Below are 19,528 nucleotides of genomic sequence, written 5' to 3'. Positions count from 1 at the left end.
CCGCCATGCTGATTCCCTTCGAGCTGATCGAAGCCGATACCCTCAACAACCTGCTGGAAGACTTCGTCACCCGCGAAGGCACCGACAACGGCGACGACACGCCGCTGGACGTGCGCGTGGAACGCGCGCGCCATGCGCTCAAGCGCGGCGAAGCGGTGATCGTCTTCGACCCGGAAAGCCAGCAGTGCCAGCTGATGCTCAAGGCCGAAGTGCCGAAGGAGTGGCTGGAGGACTGAGCAGCAGGAATGGCTTTGGCTCTTCGTAGGAGCGAGCTTGCTCGCGAACCCTGCGCTCGCCGGCCACGCCTGTGCAGCCGGATACACTGTTCGCGAGCAAGCTCGCTCCTACAGGTTTCAGTTCTGTTCAGCAGGTAGGGCGCATAACGCCAACGGCGTTATCCGCCGGCTATTGAACACCTCAGGGCGCGAAGCGCGGCCCGAGCAACACCACGCTGGCGCCGATCACGCAGAGCGCCACGCCGACCCAGTCGCTCCACAGCGGGCGGCTCTTCTCGACGAAACCCAGCCAGAACAGCGACGCGGCGACATAGATGCCGCCGTAAGCGGCATAGGCGCGCCCGGCGTAGCTGGCCTCGACGCGGGTGAGCAGCAAGGCGAAGACCGTCAGGCTGAGCAGGCCGGGAATTATCCACAGGGCGCTCTTGTCCAGGCGTAGCCAGAGGTAGAAGGCGTAGCAGCCGGCGATCTCGCAGAAGGCGGCGAGGACGAACCAGAGGTAGTTGATCATGGGGTTCTTTCCGTGACGGGAAGCAAGCCGGTCAGCCGCGCAGGCCGCCCTCGCGTTCCCAGGCGCAGCGCACTTTCAGCTCGCCTTCGCGGGGGCTGTGGAAGCCGTTCTCGGATTCCCAGCGGAAGGTGTGGCTGCCGTTGACTTCGGTTTCCAGGTGCACCACCGCGCTGGCCCAGTAGAGGCGACGCAGCAGGGCTTCGAACTGTTCGACCCAGAGCTTCCACTCGTACTCGATGGTCTGGTAGCTGGCGCCGAAATGGATCACCTGGGACTGGTACAGGCCCGCGCCTTCAGTCTCGCAGCGGCTGAACATCTCGCGGCCGAGGAACGGCCAGGCCTCGCCCGTGGGCAGGCTGTCGAGCACCTTGCGGTTGGCGGCGCGGCGCAGGCGGCGCTCCATCGAGTCGCCGGGCCAGTCGCGGATGCAGCCATAGACGATGGATTCGGAGTGCAAGCGGGTTCTTCCTTCAATGTCACCGGAGCCTTCTAACACAGGCCTGGCATGGCGCAAAGCGCGAATCCCCAGCGCTGCGCAGTAGCCCGAAAAAGCAAAAGCCCCGCGAAATGAGCGGGGCTTTCACCGGGGTCCAACGTACATCAGCCAGGCAGGCCGGTGACTAAAACTAAACCTTTGCACCGGCCTGGGCAAGCCCTCTCTTTCATTGCACCGAAAGGGGGCAAAACGGGCGTGAAAATCAGGACAGAGTACGGCGCTTGGCCTGCATCTTCTCCGCCATCTTCGCCATCTCGTCGTAGATCGCCTGGGGGTTCTGCTGCTTGATCTGCCAGGCCATACGGCCCTGTTCGTGGGGCAGGATCATGAAGACGTCGCGGGCCACTTCCTGGTGGATGTAGTCGGCGATGTCGGCGGCGCTGATCGGCGAGCTTTCCAGCAGCTTGCCGACCTGGGTCTTCATCTCCGGGCTCGGGCCGCGGAAGGAATCCAGCAGGTTGGTCTGGAAGAACGACGGGCAGACCACGTGGACCTTCACGTCCACCAGGGTCAGGTCGGCCAGCAGGCTTTCCGAGAGCGCCACCACGCCGGCCTTGGCCACGTTGTAGTTACTCATCGCCGGGCCCTGCATCAGCGCGGCCATGGAGGCGATGTTGATGATACGGCCCTTGCTCTTCTCCAGCAGCGGCAGGAAGGCCTTGCAGCCCTTGACCACGCCCATCAGGTTGATCGAGATCTGCCAGTCCCAGTCTTCCAGCGACAGCTCGCTGAAGAAGCCGCCAGAGGCGACGCCGGCATTGTTGACGATGATGTCGATGCCGCCGAATTTCTCTTCGCAGGACTGCGCCAGCTGGGTCAGCTGGCTGTAGTCGCGCACGTCGCAGCGCTGGGTGAAGCCGTCACCGCCGGCCTCGCGCACGAGCTTGAGTGTTTCCACAAGGCCCGCCTCGTTGACGTCGGCCAGTGCCAGCTTCCAGCCTTCGCGGGCCCAGCGCAGGGCGATTTCGCGTCCGAGGCCGGAACCGGCGCCGGTAATCATGATGCGATTTTGCATGGGGAGGTTTGCCTTTCTTGTTAGGACCTGGGCCGAAGTGTAACCAAGGCCTTGCACTCCCAGCGGCGAAATCAGGGCGCTGAATGCCCCCGGCAAACCGGCGCCACAGCCGGCGAAAAATGCGGCTTCAGGCCTGGACGAGCACGCAGAGCTTGCCCAGCACCAGGGCGATGCCGGCACAGACCAGAACATGAGCGGCGCAGTTGATGCGCTCGCGCTTGAATTGCGCGAAACCGCTGATGCGGTAGCGCAGCATGAAGATGCCCAATGCCACGGGAATGGCTGGGCCGAGGAAGGCGAACTGCCAATAGCGATCGGGATTGACCACCGGGTCCAGGGTCATGGCTTCGGCCAGCGGCGGCAGGCCCAGCCCGCATTGGACGAGCAACCACAGCACGCCCAGCGCAACCAGTACAACACCCAGCATCCTTACGACTCCCTGATGGCGAACGCCCGGTAGTTTAGTACAGGCCTCCAGCAGGGGCTGTGCGACGAATCACCCTGCGGCGTATCGGCGCTGTGACGTGGGGGCCGCGGTGAGGGTGGAGCGATCGCGGACGGAGTCCGCTCCTACGCAAGCGGATAGCGTGGTGCGATTCGTAGGAGCGGATTCATCCGCGAAGGCCGGGCAGGAACCCGGTCAGATCCGCCCGAGCAACAACAGCACCAGCAGCACGACCAGCACCACGCCGATCACACCGGACGGGCCGTAGCCCCAGCTGCGCGAGTGGGGGAAAACCGGCAGGCCGCCGATCAGCATCAAGATCAGGATGATCAATAGAATGGTCCCGAGTCCCATATCGTCTCTCCTCTTTTCAGTCGACGAGGGGCGATGGCTCGCGGGGTGCGATTGGCCAGCGCTTGTAAATTCCGACCGGGAGGGCGCGCGGAAGATTCAAAGAATCTGTGTGTGTCGGGATCAGCTCAGGTCGCGGGGCAGCGAGCCCTTGCGCAGGCGCAGGAACATCAGCGCGGCGGTGCGGGCATCGCCGATGGCGGTGTGGCGACCTTCGATGGGGATGTCCAGGTTGCGCGCCAGGGTGTCGAAGCGCAGGTCCAGGTGCAGGTCAGGGAAGCGCCGGCTCATCTTGCGGTGGTAGATCTCCGAGACTTCCACGCGGGGATTGTCCAGCCGCGCGTTGAACTGCTCGCGCAGATGCCGGCGCAGGACGGCGACGTCGAAGGACAGGTAGTAGCCCAGCAACGGCCGCTCGCCGATGAACGCCTGCACCCGGCGCAACGCTTCCGCCAGCGGCAGCTGGCCTTCGAGGTCGGCGCGGCGCAGCTTGTGGATGCGGATCGACTCGCCATCCAGCGACGGTGGCGGCTCCACCAGCAGCTCCAGGCGCTCGCCGAGGATCAGCTTGTCACGGCGGATCACCACCGCGCCGATGCTGAGGATGTCGGCCTTGCGCGGATCGAGGCTGGTGGTTTCCAGGTCCAGCGAGACCAGCTCCTCCGCTTCCGCGGGGTCGTGCCGCCACCAGTAGAGACGGCGGCGCCAGGCGGACCAGTGCGGATCGGGGGCAACGACGCAGGCGTTCATCGGGTCTCCAGGTGGAATTGGCGGGTCAGGCTCTGCTTGAATTTCTTCACCGTGTGCAGCCCGAAGCGCAGCAGGTCGCGCTCGTGGCGGCTGAGACGGGAAACATCGAGCCCCTGTTCGCGGCCGTCGCGCTGACCGTCCAGTTGCTGGCGCAGGCGCAGCTGGAGGAACAGTTCGAAGGCTTCCATCAGGTTGTCCGCCAGCGACTCATCCAGCACGCCGAGCGCCTTCAATGCAGCGAGGCGGCCGAGGGTGCCGCGCTCGTCCAGCCCCTCGCGCACGGCCAGCACGCGGGCGCCATGGACGATGGGGAAGATGCCGCCGCGCTTCACGTCCAGTTGCGCGTCCTGGGTCTTCAACTGGCCGAGGAAGGTCAGCGGCGTGTCGAACTGCAGCGCCGGCAGGGCCAGGTCGCTCATCCAGCGGCTGCTGTCGCCGGCCAACTGGTACAGGCATTCGCGCAGGCCGTCGAACAACCTCCGGCTGCCCGCCACCGGCCAGGCATCGGCGAGGATCGACAGGCGCATCAGCTGTTCGGGACGCCCCTGCAACGGCAGCTCGCGCAACTCGCGTTGCCACTCGGATAACGGCTTGCACCACTCCGGCCGGCTGGCCATGACGCCACCGGGGCACGGCGGATAACCGAACTCCAGCAGTGCGGCGGAGAAGCGCTGCATCAACAGCAGGCCCTGCTCCACCGGCAGGCCGTCATCGAGGATCAGCGCGTTGTCCTGGTCGGTCTTCAGCAACTGTTCCGCACGCCCTTCGCTGCCCATCACCAGCAGGCAGCAACGGCCGCGCAACACCGGCGGCACCTGCAGTTCGAACAGGCGCTCAAGCAGCTGTTCGTTGAGTGCGCTGACCAATTGCATGATGAAGCGCAGGCGGATGCCGTTGCCCGCCAGGGTCGCGATCAGCGTGTGCAAAGTCTCGGCGGCGGCGCGCAGTTCGGCCTCGCTTTCGGCGCGGGCAATGCGCAGCGCCAGCACATGGGAATGGGTGGAGAACAGGCTGAGCACCTGGGTCAGGTGCAGCAGGCCGACCACCCTGCCCTCCTCGCACACCGCCACGCGCTCGATGCGCTGGCGGGTCATGAGGATCATCGCGTCGAAGAGGAAATCACCCAGCTCGACATGGCTCAGCGGGCGGTGCGCCAGCGGGCCGATGGGCTGGGCTTCACTGAAGCCATCGCGAAAGTGCGCGGTCATCAGGTCGGTGCGGGTGACGATGCCCAGGGCGCCGTCCTCGCGCACCAGCAGCGCGTCCGCGCCACGGCTGAGTTGCAGGCGTGCCGCGTCGCCCAGCGGCAGGCCGGGCTCGACCTCGATGGCCGGCAGCAGGTGTTCGGGGGCAATGCGGGTCAGGATGAATTCGGCAAGGTTCTGCCCGTCGCGGCGTTCGAGCTGGCGCTTGCTGGCCAGGTCCGCGCGGAAGAAGCGGGCGAACTGCGGGTTGTCCGTGCACAGCTGGTGGAACACCGCCGCCGGCAATTCGTAGACGATGCTCTCTTCCACCGCCTGGTAGCGGTGCTTGCTGCTGCCGGAGAACAGTCCGCGCACGTCGAACAGGTCCTCGGCGCCGTACTGGGCGAACAGCTTGCCGTCCTCGCCGCGCTCCTCGATCACACCCTTCATCAGCACGAACAGGCAGGGCACCGGCGCACCGGCTTCCAGCAGCACTTCGTCGACCGTGTAGTAGCCCACGCTCAGCGCGTCGCGCAGCTGCTCGCGCTCCAGCGGGCGGAGCTGGTCGAAGGGTGGCGAGGCGAAGTTGAAATCGTCGGACATCCGTTATCCATCCCAATCAAAAAAGCGGGGCCGGAGGTGTTTCCACCTCCGGCCCCGGCAGGTTAGCTCAGGCTATCAGTGGGCGGCTGCGCCACTGGCCCCCAGGCCGGTCTGCGAACGGATGAACTGCGGGAAGAAGCGCGCGCGCTCTTCGTCGGCAGCGGCGGACTTGTCGGTGATGGAGAAGAACCAGATACCGATGAAGGCCACGGCCATGGAGAACAGCGCCGGGTACTCGTACGGGTAGATGGCTTTCTCGTGACCAAGGATCTGCACCCAGATGGTCGGGCCGAGGATCATCAGGGTCACCGCGGTGATCAGGCCGAGCCAGCCGCCGATCTTCGCGCCGCGGGTGGTCAGCTTCTTCCAGTACATGGAGAGCAGCAGCACCGGGAAGTTGCAGCTGGCGGCGATGGAGAAGGCCAGGCCGACCATGAAGGCGATGTTCTGCTTCTCGAACAGGATGCCGAGCACGATGGCGACCACACCCAGGCACACGGTGGTGATCTTCGAGACGCGCAGTTCATCCTTCTCGTTGGCCTTGCCGCCCTTCAGCACGCTGGCGTACAGGTCGTGGGACACGGCCGAGGCACCGGCCAGGGTCAGGCCGGCAACCACCGCGAGGATGGTGGCGAAGGCCACGGCGGAGATGAAGCCGAGGAACAGGCTGCCACCCACGGCGTCGGCCAGGTGTACGGCCGCCATGTTGTTGCCGCCCAGCAGCGCGCCGGTGGCGTCCTTGAAGTCCGGGTTGGTGCTGACCAGCAGGATCGCGCCGAAGCCGATGATGAAGGTCAGGATGTAGAAGTAGCCGATGAAGCCGGTGGCGAAGAACACCGACTTGCGGGCTTCCTTGGCGTCACTGACGGTGAAGAAGCGCATCAGGATGTGCGGCAGGCCAGCAGTGCCGAACATCAGCGCGAAGCCCAGGGAGAACGCCGAGATCGGGTCCTTCACCAGGCCGCCGGGGCTCATGATGGCCTCGCCTTTGGGGTGAACCTTGATGGCTTCGGAGAACAGGGTGCTGATGTCGAAGTTGACGTGCTTGAGCACCATGATCGCCATGAAGGTGGCGCCCGAGAGCAGCAGCACGGCCTTGATGATCTGTACCCAGGTGGTAGCGAGCATGCCGCCGAACAGCACGTAGAGCACCATCAGGATACCGACCAGCACCACCGCGACATGGTAGTTCAGGCCGAACAGCAGCTCGATCAGCTTGCCGGCGCCAACCATCTGCGCGATCAGGTAGAAGGCCACGACCACCAGCGAACCGCAGGCGGACAGGGTGCGGATGTCCTTCTGCTTGAGGCGGTAGGAGGCCACGTCGGCGAAGGTGTACTTGCCCAGGTTGCGCAGGCGTTCGGCGATCAGGAAGAGGATGATCGGCCAGCCGACGAGGAAGCCGATGGAGTAGATCAGGCCGTCGTAGCCGGAGGTGAACACCAGCGCGGAAATGCCGAGGAAGGACGCGGCGGACATGTAGTCGCCGGCGATCGCCAGGCCATTCTGGAAGCCGGTGATGCTGCCGCCGGCGGTGTAGAAGTCAGCAGCGGATTTGCTGCGCTTGGAGGCCCAGTAGGTGATGCACAGGGTCAGGCCAACGAAGGCGACGAACATGACGATGGCGGAGACGTTCAGCGGCTGGCGCTGTACCTCGCCGGTAAGGGCGTCAGCCCAGATGGTCGGTGCGAACGCGGCCAGAGCGAGGGCCGCAGAAATTCGGCCTTTCATTGCTGGGCCTCCTTGAGGATTTCCTGGTTCATGCGGTCGAATTCACCGTTCGCCCGGCGCACGTAGATGCCGGTGAGCACGAAGGCCGAGAGGATCAACCCGACGCCCATGGGGATACCCCAGGTGACGGACGAGTCGGCACTGATCTTCGTGCCGAGCAGCTGCGGCTGGAAGGCGATGAGCAGGATGAAGAGCACGTACAGGCCCAACATGATCAGGGAGAGCAGCCAGGCGAAGCGCTCGCGCTTGGCCACCAGCTCTTTGAAGCGCGGATTGGTATCAATCCGCTGGTAGATGCTGTCGTTCATTTTGTTGTTGTCCTCACAGCGGGGATGACGCGGATGTCGTCGATCCCTAATTTATTTGAGCGCTGCAAGGGCTCCAGACGACTTTAGTCGTAGCGTTTTGATAGCGATTGCGAACAAGCCCGGAATAGACGCTTCGGCATAAAAAAATCCCCCGCGAACTGAGTCGTTCGCGGGGGATTTTTCTGTGTCGCCTGTGAAGTGGCTCTAACCGATTACAGCCATTCCTTCACGCGGTCCGGGTGCGCCTCGACCCATTTCTTGGCGGCGACTTCGGGCTTCTCGCCGTTCTGCACGGCGAGCATGACTTCGCCGATTTCCTGGCCGTCCTTCCACTGGAACTTCTTCAGGAAGGCCCAGACTTCCGGTGCCTTCTTCTCCAGCGCCGGGTTGGCCACGCTGTCGACGTGCTCTTCTTCGCCGTAGACCTTTCTCGGGTCTTCGAGGAACTTCAGTTTCCACTTGGCGAACATCCAGTGCGGAATCCAGCCGGTGACGGCGATGGCCTTCTTGTCGTTCTCCGCGCGGGTCAGCTCGGCGATCATGCCGCTGCCGGAACTGGCTACCAGCTTGTAGTCCAGGCCGTAGTCCTTGATTGCCTGGTCGGTCTTGAGCATCACCCCGGCGCCGGCGTCGATGCCGACGATGCGGCCGTCGAAATCGGCCTTCTGCGCCTTGAGGTCTTCGATGCTGTTGGCTTTGACGTATTCCGGAACGATCAGGCCGATCTTCGCGCCCGGGTAGTTCACGCCCAGGTTGACCACCTTGTCCTTCATCTTCTCGTAGTAGGCGCCATGGGTGACCGGCAGCCAGGCCGAGAGCATGGCGTCGAGCTTGCCGCGCGCCACGCCCTGCCACATGATCCCGGCGGCGACCGGCATCAGCTTGACCTGGTAGCCGAGCTTCTCGCGCATGATCTCGGCGGCGACGTGGGTGGTCGCCACGCTGTCTGACCAGCCGTCCACGTAACCGATGGTGATTTCCGGCTTGGCCGCCGCAGTGGCCAGCCCGGCAGCTGCCGACAGCACCAGACCTGCGCCCAGGCCCAACAGGCGTCGCATCATTCGCATGGTTTTCTCCCCGTGATTTTATCGGCGCGCCGGAGTGCAACCCGGCGCATTTCGCGGTCTTGGCCGCCCCTTCATGATCGGCGCACCCGGCTGGCGAACTGCTCTGAGAGCGACGCCAAACGGTCCGATCCACGACAGAAGCCGTCCATCCACGACCTCGCCATTCCATCCACGACGGGCGTGGCGGCCTATCGCCTCCATACAGAGGCTCGATTACCCGCGAGGGTTCCCCCGAAGTAGTCTTGCAGCAACGGAGAATCATTCTCGACTGGGAGATCGCAGCCATGCTCAAGACCGTCACCTTCACCCTGATGCACTTCATCATCGCCTTCAGCGTCGCCTACGCGCTGACCGGCAGCATCGCCGTGGGCGGCCTGGTGGCGGTGGTAGAGCCGCTGTGCAACGCGGTGGGCTTCCACTTCCACGAGAAGATCTGGAAGCGCATCGAGGGCAACGCAGCGAGCGAGTCAGCACCGGCGCACAACTGGGTCCACCGGCATGCCTAAGTGCCCCATCGGGCACTGACGGCGGCCGGCGGCGTTGCTAAGATGCGCGCCTTCCCACGGTTCGCGTGCTCCCATGCCCTCCTCATCGCGCTTTCCGCTCCTGCCCTACTGTCTCGCCCTGCTGCTCGCTCTCATCGCCCTCTGCGGGCTCTGGTACGGCCTGGGCAGGCCGGTGATCCTGCCGGACGCCGCGACACCCACACACAAGCTGCAGTGCGCCTCCTACAGCCCGTTCGCCAAGGACCAGTCGCCGTTCGACCAGCCTTTCGTGCTGCGTCCGCAGCAGATGGACGCCGACCTCGCCCTGCTGGCGACGCGCTTCGACTGCGTGCGCACCTATTCCATGACCGGCCTGGAAGGCATCCCCGAGCTGGCCCGCAAGCACGGCCTGAAGCTGATGCTCGGCGCCTGGGTCAACGCCAACCCGGTGGATACCGAACGTGAAGTCGATGCACTGATCAAGGCCGCCAACCAGTATCCGGACGTGGTGCAGGCGGTGATCGTCGGCAACGAAACCCTGCTGCGCAAGGAAGTCACCGGACGCTACCTGGCCGGGCTGATTCACAAGGTGAAGGCCCATGTGAAGCAGCCGGTGACCTACGCCGACGTCTGGGATTTCTGGCACCAACACCCGGAGATCGCCCCGGCGGTGGACTTCGTCACCATCCACCTGCTGCCCTACTGGGAAGACCAGCCACTGGACATCGACGACGCGCTGGAGCATGTGGCCAAGGTGCGCGAGGACTTCGGCCGCGAGTTCGCCCCCAAGGACATCGTCATCGGCGAGACCGGCTGGCCCAGCGAAGGCCGCCAGCGCGAGACCGCCGTGCCCAGTCGGGTCAACGAGGCGCGCTTCCTCCGCGGCTTCGTGCAGATGGCCGAGGAAAAAGGCTGGCACTACAACCTGATCGAAGCCTTCGACCAACCGTGGAAGCGCGAGAGCGAAGGCGCGGTGGGCGGTTACTGGGGCCTGTTCAGCGCCGACCGCGAGGAGAAGAACGTGCTCGCCGGGCCGGTCAGCAACCTGCCGGGCTGGCCGCTGTGGCTCGGCCTGTCCGGGGCGATCCTGGCGGCCGGCCTGCTGCTGGGCGGGCGGCCGGCTTCCGGGCGCAATGCCTTCCTGCTGCCCCTGGTCGGCGCGCTGGGCGCCGGCTGCATCGGCCTGTGGCTGGAACAGTCGACCATCACCAGTCGCTTCTGGGGCGAATGGCTGTGGGCGGCCGCGCTGGTTGGTCTCAACCTGCTGGTGCTGACGCACATCAGCCTGGCGCTGTCTGCCCGTGCTGGCTGGCGGGCGAAGGCGTTCGACATGCTTGAGCGGCGCGCCGGCCTGTGGCTGGCGGCGGCCGGTTTCGCCGGCGCAGTGCTGATGCTCGGCCTGGTGTTCGATGCGCGCTACCGCAGTTTCCCCAGCCCGGCATTGCTGTTCCCGGCGCTGGTCTACCTGTGTCGGCCGGTGGCAGCGCCGCGTCGCGAGGCATTGCTGCTGGCGCTGATCATTGCCGTCGGCATTCCCGCGCAACTGGCCCTGGAGGGCCTGGGCAACCAGCAGGCGCTGGGCTGGGCCGTGGTAAGCCTGCTGATGCTGGGCGCACTGCTGCGCGGTGTGCGCTCGGCAGTCAGTCCGAGTCTTTCAGAGCGGCGAGCAGATAGTCCCGCCGTCCCTGGTTGAGCCGCAGCAGGCAGCGGTAGAACACCTGCTGCGCGCCTGAAGCGGCGGCACCGGAGTAACCCACTTCGAAATCACACTGGCGCTCGCTGTACTTCGCGTAGCGCCGGGCGGCGTCGCGCAGGGAGGAAACGGCCTGCTCATGGTGGGTTCGGGTGATCCGATCATCCCGCAAGCGCTGCGCGGATTGCGCAACGAGGCGATCTTCCAGGCGACGTAATTCGTGGTTGCTCTGGTAATACAGCTCGGTGAGGCATTGCACCGACCCCGCGCCGGAATTGGCCGCGATGCACTCCTCGCCTTCGGCGGGAAAGTCCCGCGCCATGGCCAAAGCCGGCAATGCCAGCAGCAGGAGCGCGCGACGCATGATCACGAAGCCCTGGGCGCGCGGACCAGCCGCAGCCCCGCCAGCACCACGGCGAACACCGCGAAACCGGCGTTGTACAGCACCAGCGCCGGCAGCGTGACCACCATCGCCAGCACTGCCAGCCACCAACCCGCCTGCCGCGGCATGCAGAACGCCAGCAGGGAAACCCCCAGCGCCAGCTTGCCGAACACGCCGAAGTGGATCGCCCAGCCCAGCTGCGAGCGCACGCCGCACTCCCAGCGGCCGGCTTCGTCGGCGCAGATGCCGACCCAGCGGCCATCCTCCATCAGCCCGAAACGCACGCCATAACTGGCGGCCAGCCACAGGCCAAAGACGGCAAGAAGGAGGATCAGGAGCAAACGACGGGGCATGGCGCCACCACCTCGGAGGGGAAATTCGGCGCCCAGCATAACCAGCACAAAGGCCGATGCAAGGGGGGCCACTTCCTGCGTAGACTTCGTTCACCAACGGAGCCTGCGATGAAGCGATCGACCCTGTTCCTGCTGGCCTGCACGGCGACCAGCTTCTGGTGGCTGTGGCCGACCGAGCGCCCCCACTCCCCCGCCCAGCAGAGCCAGGCGCTGCCCGATGGCGGCTTTCGCGTCGAGCGCTATTCCATCTACCCGCTGGAGGATTTCAGCATCGAGGCGCGGGTGCTGAGCCGCGAGGATTACCACCTGGGCCGCGAGGCCGAGCTGTCGCCCACCGACCTCGCCCTGGGCTGGGGACCGATGGACGATCCGCGGGTGCTGGCCGATATCCACATCAGCCAGGGCAACCGCTGGTATCACTGGAACGCCAACCCGATGCCGATCCCGCGCCGCGAGATCGAGACCCACAGCGCCAACATGCACATGATTCCGGCCAACGACAGCGTGGCGCGCAGCCTGGCACAGGTCAGCGCCGGCGAGCACGTGCGCCTTTCCGGCAAGCTGGTGCGGGTGCAAGCCGACGACGGCTGGCACTGGGTCAGCTCGCTGACCCGCGAGGACACCGGCGCCGGCGCCTGCGAGCTGATCTGGGTGGAAAGCCTGGAGCATTACTGAGCCGCATCGCTCAGCTGAATTGCTCCGTTGAATTACTCAGCTGAATGGCTCTGCCGAATTGTTGCCAGCGGCGCGGGGCATTGGGCATGCTCGACGGATTTCGCTTTACGAGGAAACCGCCATGCCCCGCGTCACCCTGCGCCCCGCCGCCCCGGAAGACATCCCGCTGATCCTCGACCTGATCCGCGAGCTGGCCGACTACGAAAAGCTGGTGCATGAGGTGAAGGCCGACGCCCAGCGCATGCACGACCACCTGTTCGGCCCGCGCCCCTATGCCGAGGTACTGATCGGCGAAGTCGACGGCCAGCCCGAGGGCTTCGCGCTGTTCTTCCACAACTATTCCACCTGGCTCAGCCAACCCGGCATCTACCTTGAGGACCTCTACGTGCGCCCCGCCGCCCGTGGCGCCGGACTGGGCAAGGCACTCCTTACGGAGCTGGCGCGCCTCGCCGTGGAACGCGGCTGCGGCCGCCTGGAATGGTCGGTGCTGGACTGGAACGAGCCGGCCATCGGCTTCTACCGCAGCCTGGGTGCCCGCCCGCAGGATGAATGGAGCGTCTATCGTCTAACCGGAGATGCGCTGAGAGACCTGGCTCGCAAGGCCTGAAAGCCAATCGCACTTGTGAGAAATGTGCTGGTCTTAATCGGCGGTCACCCTAGAGTTGGCCTCCCCTGAAAGGACTTCCTACCATGACATTTCTTTGCCGCGCGGCAGCCCTGCTGGGTTGCCTCGCAATGGGACTCGCCGGGCCGGTATTCGCCCGCGATGTGGACCAGGCCAGCTACGGCTACCCGCTGCTCAACCCATTCGAGGCGACCATCGCCACGACGCCGCCGGACCTGCGCCCGCAACTGCCGGCCGACAGCGATATCCGCCAGTCCGACTACGCGCTCAAGCTGCGCCCCGAGCGCGAGCACGAGTTGCCGAGCAACTTCTGGCCGGTGAAGAAACTGCACTACCGGCTGGCCTGGCAGAAACATGCCGCGCCGCTGGTGTTCATCATCGCCGGCACCGGCGCCAACTATTCCAGCACCACCCCGGAGTACCTCAAGCGCCTGTTCTACGGTGCCGGCTACCACGTGGTGCAGATTTCCTCGCCGACCAGCTGGGATTTCATGGTCGGCGCCTCGCGCATCGCCACGCCTGGCTACACCCCGGACGACGCCGACGAACTCTATCGGGTGATGCAGGCCATCCGCGCGCAGCACCCGGACCTGCCGGTCACCGAGTACTACCTCACCGGATACAGCCTCGGTGCGCTGCACGCGGCCTTCGTCAGCCAGCTCGACGAAACCCGCCGCAGCTTCAACTTCAAGCGCGTGCTGCTGCTCAACCCGCCGGTCAACCTCTACACCTCGGTGAGCAACCTGGACAAGCTGGTGCAGACCCAGGTCAAGGGCATCAACGACACCAACACCTTCTACCAGGTGGTACTGGCCAAGCTGACCCGCTACTTCGAGCAGAAAGGCTACGTCGACCTCAACGACGCCTTCCTCTTCGACCTGCAGCAGTCCAGGCAGCACCTCTCCAACGAGGAGATGGCCATGCTGATCGGCGCGGTGTTCCGCTTCTCCTCCGCCGACATCGCCTTCACCTCCGACCTGATCAACCGCCGCGGCCTGATCACTCCACCCAAGTACCCGATCACCGAAGGCACCAGCCTGACGCCGTTCTTCAAGCGCGCCATGCAGTGTGATTTCGAGTGCTACATGACCGACCAGCTGATGCCGCTGTGGCGCGCCAAGTACGACGGCGGCAGCCTGCCGCAGCTGATCGAGAAGGTCAGCCTGTACGGCGTCGAGGACTACCTCAAGCACAGCCCGAAGATCGCCGTCATGCACAACGCCGACGACGTCATCCTCGGCCCGGGCGACATCGGCTTCCTGCGCCGCACCTTCGGCGACCGCCTGACGCTCTACCCGCGCGGCGGCCACTGCGGCAACCTCAACTACCGCGTGAACGCCCAGGACATGCTGGGCTTCTTCAAGGGACAGGGTGTCTCGGCCGACGGCCTGGCCACCGCGCAGACAGGGAACTGACTCCATGCCACTTCGCCATACCTGGCCCCTCGCCCTGCTGCTGGCCTGCGGCCTCGCCCAGGCCGAGACGCCGCAACCGATACGCACGCCGACCTCCACCGCCTTCGACATGGCACCGGACGAGGACGGCTTCAAGCACCCGCTGGATGCACTGAAGTTCAACCCCGGACTGGATCAGCGCGAATTCGAGCGCGCCACCTTCGATGCGCTCAACGTCTACGACCCCTGGGAGTCGTGGAACCGCCGCGTGTACCACTTCAACTACCGCTTCGACGAATGGGTGTTCCTGCCCGTAGTGAACGGCTACCAGTACGTCACCCCGAGCTTCGTGCGCACTGGCGTAAGCAACTTCTTCAGCAACCTGGGCGAAGTGCCGACCCTGCTCAACAGCGTCGCCCAGCTCAAGCCCGAGCGCGCGGCGAACAGCACCGCGCGGCTGCTGTTCAACACCATCTTCGGCATCGCCGGCCTGTGGGACCCGGCCACCGCCATGGGGCTGCCCAAGGTCAGCGAGGACTTCGGCCAGACCCTGGGCTACTGGGGCGTGCCGGATGGCCCGTACCTGATGCTGCCGATCCTCGGCCCGTCCAACCTGCGCGACACCGGCGGACTGGTCACCGACTTCATCGCCGCCCGCGAAGTGAACTACCTGAACTACTCCGACCTCAGCCGCCGCTACTGGGAGCTGCCGGTGCTGGAGATCATCGACAAGCGCTACAGCAACAGCTTCCGCTACGGGCAGATGAACACGCCCTTCGAGTACGAGAAGCTGCGCTACTTCTACACCGAAGCCCGGCGCCTGCAGATCCAGGAGTGACCGCCAACCGCCGCCCGAGGGCGGCGGTTTTCTTTCCAGCAAACAATCGAATAAATAGATAGCTAAGCCGAAAAACTCGCAACCATTCATCCATCAATTGGGACTAGGATGATCTCCATTCACAGATCAAGGAGGTCCCCATGACCCGTCTACGTACCGTGATCGACCAGCACATCGGCCAACCCGCCAGCGACGGCGCCGGCGTACGCCTGACCCGCGTGATCGGCGGCGCCGGTATCGAGCGCTTCGATCCGTTCCTGATGCTCGACCAGTTCGACACGCAGAACCCCGACGACTACATCGCCGGCTTCCCGGCCCACCCGCACCGCGGCTTCGAGACCGTCACCTACATGCTCGAAGGGCGCATGCGCCACGAAGACCACCTGGGCAACACCGGCCTGCTCAAACCGGGCGGCGTGCAATGGATGACCGCCGCCCACGGCATCATCCACAGCGAGATGCCCGAACAGGTGGAAGGCGCGATGCGCGGCTTCCAGCTGTGGCTGAACCTGCCGGCGAAGGACAAGCTGGCGCCGGCCGGCTACCGCGATATCGAGCCCGAAGACGTGCCGCGGGTGACGACCGTGCAAGGCGTAGGCGTGACCGTGATCGCCGGGCGCTTCGATGATGGCGAAACCGCCATCGATGGCGCCGTGCAGCGCCCCGGCACCGAGCCGCACTACTACGACCTGGTGCTGCCGGCTGGCACGTCGGTGACCCCGCACATTCCGGCGGGCCATCGGGTGATGCTGTACGTCTACGAAGGATCGCTGCAGGTGCCCGGCGAGCGTGGTGACGACACCGTCGCCACCAATCGCCTGGTGCGCCTGGGCCAGGGCGACGAGATTCGCCTGTCCAGCGACAACGGCGCGCGCGTCCTGCTGCTGGCCGGCAGGCCTCTCAATGAGCCCATCGTGCAGTACGGCCCGTTCGTGATGAACAGCCGCGAGGAAATCGAGCAGGCCCTGCGCGATTACCGCGATGGGGTGTTTGCGGTCTGACCTGACAGGTTGTGCGTAGGAGCGGACTCCGTCCGCGATGGGTCCGCTTCACGCCGGTAGCCAATCGCGGACAGAGTCCGCTCCTACGCTCACGGGAACATCACCGCTACAGCGACCAATCTTCCATCCCCAGAAAGCGCGCGATCTCCGCGCGCTTTTCCATGGCGTCGCGATACCCCAGTTCGATCAGCGCATTGCAGTAGCCCGGCTCGAACAGCAGGTAGCTGAGCACGCCCGCCCCGCTCGCCTTGGTCGCCCCCGGCCCGCGCAGGAACAGGCGCAGCGGCTTGGGCAATTCGTGGCGGTACTGCGCGGCGATCTCATCCAGCGGCCGGCTCGGCGAAATCAGCAGCACATCCACCGGCGCCAGCCCCAGGTTGGTCCGGCGTGCGTCGTCAGGCACCAGCGAGCTGAGGAAGTTGATGCGGTGCAGCAGTTCGATATCGCCTTCCAGACTGTCGATGAAAGTGCTGTTGAGCAGATGGATACCCACCTGCGCCAGGCTCGGCGGCTGCCCCGTGCGGTAGTTGGCGACCTGCTCGTTGCCGCTTCCCTGGGTGGGATTGCCGCTGACGCCGATCACCAGCACGCGGTTGGCCCCCAGGTGMAGCGCCGGGCTGATCGGCGCTTGCTGACGCACTGCGCCATCGCCGAAGTACTCGCGGAGAATCTTCACCGGCTGGAACAGCAGCGGAATCGCCGAGCTGGCCAGCAGGTGCTCGGTCTGCAGCCGGGTCGGCACGCCGATGCGCCGGTGGCGCAGCCACGGGTCGATGGTGGCGCGGCCCTGGTAGAAAGTCACCGCCTGGCCGGACTCGTAGCCGAACGCGGTCACCGCCACGGCACGCAGGTTGCGTCGGCGTACGGCGGCGGCAATGCCGGAAAAGTCCAGCTCGCGCTCCAGCAGGTAGCGCAGCGGCGTGCTGTCCAGCAGTGCCACCGGCTCGCGCTTGCCCAACCCGAGCAGGCTGTGGCCGAGGAACTTGAAGGCCTGGCTAATTACGCCTGGCCAGTCGGCGCGGTACACCTGCCCGGTGCGAAAGCCCTTCCAGACCTTGGTCAGGCGCTCCACCGCGCCAGTGAAGGACAGCGCGCCACAGGCCAGCCCGACGGCATTGATGGCACCCGCGGAAGTACCGACGATGACCGGGAACGGATTCTCCGCGCCCTCGGGCATCAGCTCGGCGATCGCGGCCAGCACGCCGACCTGATAGGCCGCGCGTGCGCCGCCGCCAGAAAGGATGAGGCCGGTAACGGCCGGAGATTGGCTTGGAGTGGCGGAGTCGTCGGTCACGGCACAAATCCTTGTAGCGCTGTTTCCAGAGTAGTCCGCGCCGACCTACTGCTTCTTGTCGTAGAGCTTCGGCTCGCCCTCGGGGCGGCTCTTGAAGCGGCGGTGGGCCCAGAGGTACTGCTCGGGCTGGCGGCGAATCTCGCTCTCCACCCACTGGTTGATGCGGATGCAGTCGGCCTCTTCGCTCTCGCCGGGGAAGTCCTCCAGCGGCGGGTGGATGGTCAGGCGGTAGCCGGAACCATCGGCCAGCCGCGACTGGGTGAACGGCAGCACCAGCGCGCGCCCCAGGCGGGCGAACTTGGTGGTGGCGGTGACAGTAGCCGCCTGGATGCCGAACAGCGGCACGAACAGGCTCTGCTTGGCGCCGTAGTCCTGGTCCGGCGCGTACCAGATGGCACGGCCGGCGCGCAGCACCTTGAGCATCGCACGCACGTCCTCGCGCTCGATGGCAGTGGCGTCGGCGTTATGCCGCTCGCGACCGGTGCGCTGGACGAAGTCGAACACCGGGTTGTCGTGCTCGCGGTACATGCCGTCGATGGTCTGCACCTGGCCGAGCAGCGCCGCGCCGATTTCCAGGGTGGTGAAGTGCATGGCCATGAGGATCACGCCCTTGCCTTCGGCCTCGGCCTTCTTCAGGTGCTCGATGCCTTCGATATGGGCCAGTTTCGCCAGACGGGCCTTCGGCCACCACCAGCTCATGGCCATCTCGAAGAAGGCGATGCCGGTGGAGGCGAAGTTTTCCTTGAGCAGGCGCTTGCGCTCGGCAGCGCTGAGTTCCGGGAAGCACAGCTCCAGGTTGCGCGCGGCAATGGCGCGGCGGCTGCCCACCACGCGGTACATCAGCGCCCCCAGCGCACGGCCCAGGCCCAGCAGCGCCGGGTACGGCAGCTGTACCACCAGCCACAGCACGCCAAGGCCGAGCCAGAGCGGCCAGTGGCGGGGATGGAGGAATTCTTGGCGAAAGGTGGGGCGGTCCATGGAACTTTCCGGTCACGATCAAAGCCCGACATTCTACCTTGCCGACACGTCCTGCGCCTCCCGTGAGGCCTAGCAGTCGGCCACGCTTGCGGCTGCCGGGGCGGTCCGCTATAAGTCCAACCATTTTGATGACGCAGTCCGACCATGAGCCAAGCTGACCTTCTCGACCAAGATCCCGTATTCCAGCTCAAGGGCAGCATGCTGGCCGTCACCGTTCTGGAACTGGCCCACAACGACCTGCCGCGTCTGGACCGCCAGCTCGCCGACAAGGTCGCCCAGGCGCCCAATTTCTTCCGTGACACGCCGCTGGTGCTGGCACTGGACAAACTCCCCGACGGCGAAGGCCAGCTCGACCTGCAGGGCGTGCTGGACATCTGCCGTCGCCACGGCCTGCGCACCCTGGCCATCCGCGCCAGCCGCGAGGAAGACATCCGCCTGGCGACCATGTTCGACATCCCCGTGCTGCCGCCGTCGGGCTCCTCCCGCGAGCGCGCGGTCGAGCCCAAGGACGCCGTCCCGCAGGTGACGGGTGCAGCACCCGTGCGCCGTCCACGAGGCGAGAAGCTCTCCGAGAAAGTCGTGGAGCAGGCCGCCGGCGCTGGCGTACAGGCTGAAAAGCCAGAAGAGAAGCCTGCCGAGCAGCCCACCGCCGAAGCGAAACCGGAGCAGCCGGCCGACGTGGCCGCCGAAACTGCCGCTCAAGCAGAGGAAGCAGCCAAGCAAGCGGCTCCAGAAAAGCCGGCCGAGCCGCCGGCACCGGTGGTCCGTCCGACCAAGCTGGTGACCACCCCGGTACGCGGCGGCGTGCAGATCTACGCCGCCGGCGGTGACCTGATCGTGCTCGCCCCCGTCAGCCCGGGTGCGGAACTTCTCGCCGACGGCAACATCCATGTGTACGGTCCGATGCGCGGACGCGCCCTGGCCGGAGTCAAGGGCGACACCAGCGCACGAATTTTCTGCCAGCAGCTGGCCGCCGAACTGGTGTCCATCGCTGGTAATTACAAGGTCGCCGAAGACCTTCGACGCAGTCCGCAATGGGGGCAGGCGGTGCACGTCAGCCTGTCGGGTGACGTGTTGAACATCACCCGCCTTTAACGGATACTGCCGCGAAAT

At 65.6% G+C, this 19,528-nt stretch carries 23 protein-coding genes; 9 read left to right on the top strand and 14 right to left on the bottom strand.

Annotation, left to right across the window (positions count from 1 at the left end):
- Positions 1 to 5 precede the first annotated feature (5 nt).
- Positions 6 to 236, top strand: coding sequence for a YheU family protein (locus QO207_RS10930; RefSeq protein ID WP_192430424.1), 231 nt, complete (start codon positions 6 to 8; stop codon positions 234 to 236).
- 181 nt (positions 237 to 417) lie between these two features.
- Here the strand turns inward: QO207_RS10930 and QO207_RS10925 are convergent, their stop codons facing one another.
- The 10 genes from QO207_RS10925 to QO207_RS10880 all read right to left on the bottom strand — a co-directional run bounded on the left by QO207_RS10925 (position 418) and on the right by QO207_RS10880 (position 8,697).
- Entirely contained in the window at positions 418 to 747 is a 330-nt protein-coding gene (locus QO207_RS10925; RefSeq protein WP_301532442.1) for a YnfA family protein, read from the bottom strand.
- Positions 748 to 778: 31 nt separating this feature from the next.
- The gene (locus QO207_RS10920) at positions 779 to 1,204 is read right to left on the bottom strand and encodes a hypothetical protein (protein WP_184589857.1); all 426 of its coding nucleotides are present in this window, start codon (positions 1,202 to 1,204) and stop codon (positions 779 to 781) included.
- A gap of 241 nt (positions 1,205 to 1,445) precedes the next feature.
- Positions 1,446 to 2,258 (bottom strand): SDR family oxidoreductase, encoded by an 813-nt coding sequence (locus tag QO207_RS10915; protein WP_301532441.1) that lies wholly within the window; start codon positions 2,256 to 2,258, stop codon positions 1,446 to 1,448.
- A 127-nt stretch (positions 2,259 to 2,385) separates the two neighbouring features.
- Positions 2,386 to 2,685, bottom strand: coding sequence for a hypothetical protein (locus QO207_RS10910; protein WP_301532440.1), 300 nt, complete (start codon positions 2,683 to 2,685; stop codon positions 2,386 to 2,388).
- Positions 2,686 to 2,898: 213 nt separating this feature from the next.
- Entirely contained in the window at positions 2,899 to 3,057 is a 159-nt protein-coding gene (locus tag QO207_RS10905; protein ID WP_138215222.1) for a DUF3309 family protein, read from the bottom strand.
- A gap of 120 nt (positions 3,058 to 3,177) precedes the next feature.
- A complete protein-coding gene (locus QO207_RS10900; RefSeq protein ID WP_301532439.1) occupies positions 3,178 to 3,804 on the bottom strand; it encodes a 3'-5' exonuclease in 627 nt (208 codons plus the stop codon).
- Positions 3,801 to 5,591: a DUF294 nucleotidyltransferase-like domain-containing protein gene (locus QO207_RS10895; RefSeq protein ID WP_301532438.1), complete on the bottom strand. Its 1,791-nt coding sequence runs from the start codon at positions 5,589 to 5,591 to the stop codon at positions 3,801 to 3,803. Before QO207_RS10895 ends, QO207_RS10900 begins: the two co-directional genes overlap by 4 nt.
- 75 nt (positions 5,592 to 5,666) lie before the next feature.
- Positions 5,667 to 7,322, bottom strand: coding sequence for a cation acetate symporter (locus QO207_RS10890; RefSeq protein ID WP_301532437.1), 1,656 nt, complete (start codon positions 7,320 to 7,322; stop codon positions 5,667 to 5,669).
- Positions 7,319 to 7,630 (bottom strand): DUF485 domain-containing protein, encoded by a 312-nt coding sequence (locus tag QO207_RS10885; RefSeq protein WP_301532436.1) that lies wholly within the window; start codon positions 7,628 to 7,630, stop codon positions 7,319 to 7,321. Before QO207_RS10885 ends, QO207_RS10890 begins: the two co-directional genes overlap by 4 nt.
- 212 nt (positions 7,631 to 7,842) lie before the next feature.
- The gene (locus QO207_RS10880) at positions 7,843 to 8,697 is read right to left on the bottom strand and encodes a glycine betaine ABC transporter substrate-binding protein (protein ID WP_301532435.1); all 855 of its coding nucleotides are present in this window, start codon (positions 8,695 to 8,697) and stop codon (positions 7,843 to 7,845) included.
- A gap of 284 nt (positions 8,698 to 8,981) precedes the next feature.
- On the opposite strand from QO207_RS10880, the gene QO207_RS10875 reads away from it, so the two are divergent.
- Together QO207_RS10875 and QO207_RS10870 are read left to right on the top strand one after the other, a co-directional pair.
- A complete protein-coding gene (locus QO207_RS10875; protein WP_301532434.1) occupies positions 8,982 to 9,203 on the top strand; it encodes a DUF2061 domain-containing protein in 222 nt (73 codons plus the stop codon).
- A gap of 73 nt (positions 9,204 to 9,276) precedes the next feature.
- On the top strand, positions 9,277 to 10,875 hold the full coding sequence (locus tag QO207_RS10870) for a glycosyl hydrolase family 17 protein (protein ID WP_301532433.1): 1,599 nt from the start codon (positions 9,277 to 9,279) through the stop codon (positions 10,873 to 10,875).
- Here QO207_RS10870 and QO207_RS10865 read toward each other — a convergent pair.
- On the bottom strand, positions 10,823 to 11,239 hold the full coding sequence (locus QO207_RS10865) for a lysozyme inhibitor LprI family protein (protein WP_301532432.1): 417 nt from the start codon (positions 11,237 to 11,239) through the stop codon (positions 10,823 to 10,825). The two genes, QO207_RS10870 and QO207_RS10865, sit on opposite strands and share 53 nt — an antisense overlap.
- Positions 11,240 to 11,241: 2 nt before the next feature.
- Positions 11,242 to 11,610 carry a hypothetical protein gene (locus QO207_RS10860; protein WP_301532431.1) on the bottom strand — a complete coding sequence of 123 codons (369 nt, stop codon included), beginning with the start codon at positions 11,608 to 11,610 and terminating at the stop codon, positions 11,242 to 11,244.
- Positions 11,611 to 11,718: 108 nt separating this feature from the next.
- Here QO207_RS10860 and QO207_RS10855 point away from each other — a divergent pair, with 108 nt between their 5' ends.
- From QO207_RS10855 to QO207_RS10835, 5 genes are all read left to right on the top strand, one after another.
- Positions 11,719 to 12,285, top strand: a complete 567-nt coding sequence (locus tag QO207_RS10855; RefSeq protein ID WP_301532430.1) for a hypothetical protein — start codon at positions 11,719 to 11,721, stop codon at positions 12,283 to 12,285.
- Positions 12,286 to 12,406: 121 nt separating this feature from the next.
- A complete protein-coding gene (locus tag QO207_RS10850; protein WP_301532429.1) occupies positions 12,407 to 12,892 on the top strand; it encodes a GNAT family N-acetyltransferase in 486 nt (161 codons plus the stop codon).
- 83 nt (positions 12,893 to 12,975) lie between these two features.
- Positions 12,976 to 14,325, top strand: coding sequence for a serine/threonine protein kinase (locus QO207_RS10845; protein WP_301532428.1), 1,350 nt, complete (start codon positions 12,976 to 12,978; stop codon positions 14,323 to 14,325).
- 4 nt (positions 14,326 to 14,329) lie between these two features.
- Positions 14,330 to 15,142 (top strand): VacJ family lipoprotein, encoded by an 813-nt coding sequence (locus QO207_RS10840; protein WP_301532427.1) that lies wholly within the window; start codon positions 14,330 to 14,332, stop codon positions 15,140 to 15,142.
- 140 nt (positions 15,143 to 15,282) lie between these two features.
- A complete protein-coding gene (locus QO207_RS10835) occupies positions 15,283 to 16,143 on the top strand; it encodes a pirin family protein (protein WP_301532426.1) in 861 nt (286 codons plus the stop codon).
- 106 nt (positions 16,144 to 16,249) lie between these two features.
- On the opposite strand, the gene QO207_RS10830 is transcribed toward QO207_RS10835, so the two are convergent.
- Together QO207_RS10830 and QO207_RS10825 are read right to left on the bottom strand one after the other, a co-directional pair.
- Positions 16,250 to 17,437: a patatin-like phospholipase family protein gene (locus QO207_RS10830; RefSeq protein WP_301532425.1), complete on the bottom strand. Its 1,188-nt coding sequence runs from the start codon at positions 17,435 to 17,437 to the stop codon at positions 16,250 to 16,252.
- Positions 17,438 to 17,482: 45 nt separating this feature from the next.
- The gene (locus QO207_RS10825) at positions 17,483 to 18,415 is read right to left on the bottom strand and encodes a lipid A biosynthesis lauroyl acyltransferase (protein ID WP_301532424.1); all 933 of its coding nucleotides are present in this window, start codon (positions 18,413 to 18,415) and stop codon (positions 17,483 to 17,485) included.
- A gap of 144 nt (positions 18,416 to 18,559) precedes the next feature.
- On the opposite strand from QO207_RS10825, the gene minC reads away from it, so the two are divergent.
- Positions 18,560 to 19,510, top strand: a complete 951-nt coding sequence (gene minC / locus QO207_RS10820; protein ID WP_301532423.1) for a septum site-determining protein MinC — start codon at positions 18,560 to 18,562, stop codon at positions 19,508 to 19,510.
- Positions 19,511 to 19,528 lie beyond the last annotated feature (18 nt).

The sequence above is a fragment of the Pseudomonas sp. CAN1 genome (assembly GCF_030462585.1).
Lineage (GTDB): Bacteria > Pseudomonadota > Gammaproteobacteria > Pseudomonadales > Pseudomonadaceae > Pseudomonas.
This window is presented reverse-complemented; position numbering and strand designations above follow the sequence as displayed.

Bases quoted from the DNA above. Each gene is read 5' to 3' on its own strand.
- QO207_RS10930 (WP_192430424.1), top strand. From the start codon at position 6: ATGCTGATTCCCTTCGAGCTGATCGAAGCCGATACCCTCAACAACCTG.
- QO207_RS10925 (WP_301532442.1), bottom strand. From the start codon at position 747: ATGATCAACTACCTCTGGTTCGTCCTCGCCGCCTTCTGCGAGATCGCC.
- QO207_RS10915 (WP_301532441.1), bottom strand. From the start codon at position 2,258: ATGCAAAATCGCATCATGATTACCGGCGCCGGTTCCGGCCTCGGACGC.
- QO207_RS10910 (WP_301532440.1), bottom strand. From the start codon at position 2,685: ATGCTGGGTGTTGTACTGGTTGCGCTGGGCGTGCTGTGGTTGCTCGTC.
- QO207_RS10905 (WP_138215222.1), bottom strand. From the start codon at position 3,057: ATGGGACTCGGGACCATTCTATTGATCATCCTGATCTTGATGCTGATC.
- QO207_RS10900 (WP_301532439.1), bottom strand. From the start codon at position 3,804: ATGAACGCCTGCGTCGTTGCCCCCGATCCGCACTGGTCCGCCTGGCGC.
- QO207_RS10895 (WP_301532438.1), bottom strand. From the start codon at position 5,591: ATGTCCGACGATTTCAACTTCGCCTCGCCACCCTTCGACCAGCTCCGC.
- QO207_RS10890 (WP_301532437.1), bottom strand. From the start codon at position 7,322: ATGAAAGGCCGAATTTCTGCGGCCCTCGCTCTGGCCGCGTTCGCACCG.
- QO207_RS10885 (WP_301532436.1), bottom strand. From the start codon at position 7,630: ATGAACGACAGCATCTACCAGCGGATTGATACCAATCCGCGCTTCAAA.
- QO207_RS10880 (WP_301532435.1), bottom strand. From the start codon at position 8,697: ATGCGAATGATGCGACGCCTGTTGGGCCTGGGCGCAGGTCTGGTGCTG.
- QO207_RS10875 (WP_301532434.1), top strand. From the start codon at position 8,982: ATGCTCAAGACCGTCACCTTCACCCTGATGCACTTCATCATCGCCTTC.
- QO207_RS10870 (WP_301532433.1), top strand. From the start codon at position 9,277: ATGCCCTCCTCATCGCGCTTTCCGCTCCTGCCCTACTGTCTCGCCCTG.
- QO207_RS10865 (WP_301532432.1), bottom strand. From the start codon at position 11,239: ATGCGTCGCGCGCTCCTGCTGCTGGCATTGCCGGCTTTGGCCATGGCG.
- QO207_RS10860 (WP_301532431.1), bottom strand. From the start codon at position 11,610: ATGCCCCGTCGTTTGCTCCTGATCCTCCTTCTTGCCGTCTTTGGCCTG.
- QO207_RS10855 (WP_301532430.1), top strand. From the start codon at position 11,719: ATGAAGCGATCGACCCTGTTCCTGCTGGCCTGCACGGCGACCAGCTTC.
- QO207_RS10850 (WP_301532429.1), top strand. From the start codon at position 12,407: ATGCCCCGCGTCACCCTGCGCCCCGCCGCCCCGGAAGACATCCCGCTG.
- QO207_RS10845 (WP_301532428.1), top strand. From the start codon at position 12,976: ATGACATTTCTTTGCCGCGCGGCAGCCCTGCTGGGTTGCCTCGCAATG.
- QO207_RS10840 (WP_301532427.1), top strand. From the start codon at position 14,330: ATGCCACTTCGCCATACCTGGCCCCTCGCCCTGCTGCTGGCCTGCGGC.
- QO207_RS10835 (WP_301532426.1), top strand. From the start codon at position 15,283: ATGACCCGTCTACGTACCGTGATCGACCAGCACATCGGCCAACCCGCC.
- QO207_RS10825 (WP_301532424.1), bottom strand. From the start codon at position 18,415: ATGGACCGCCCCACCTTTCGCCAAGAATTCCTCCATCCCCGCCACTGG.
- minC (WP_301532423.1), top strand. From the start codon at position 18,560: ATGAGCCAAGCTGACCTTCTCGACCAAGATCCCGTATTCCAGCTCAAG.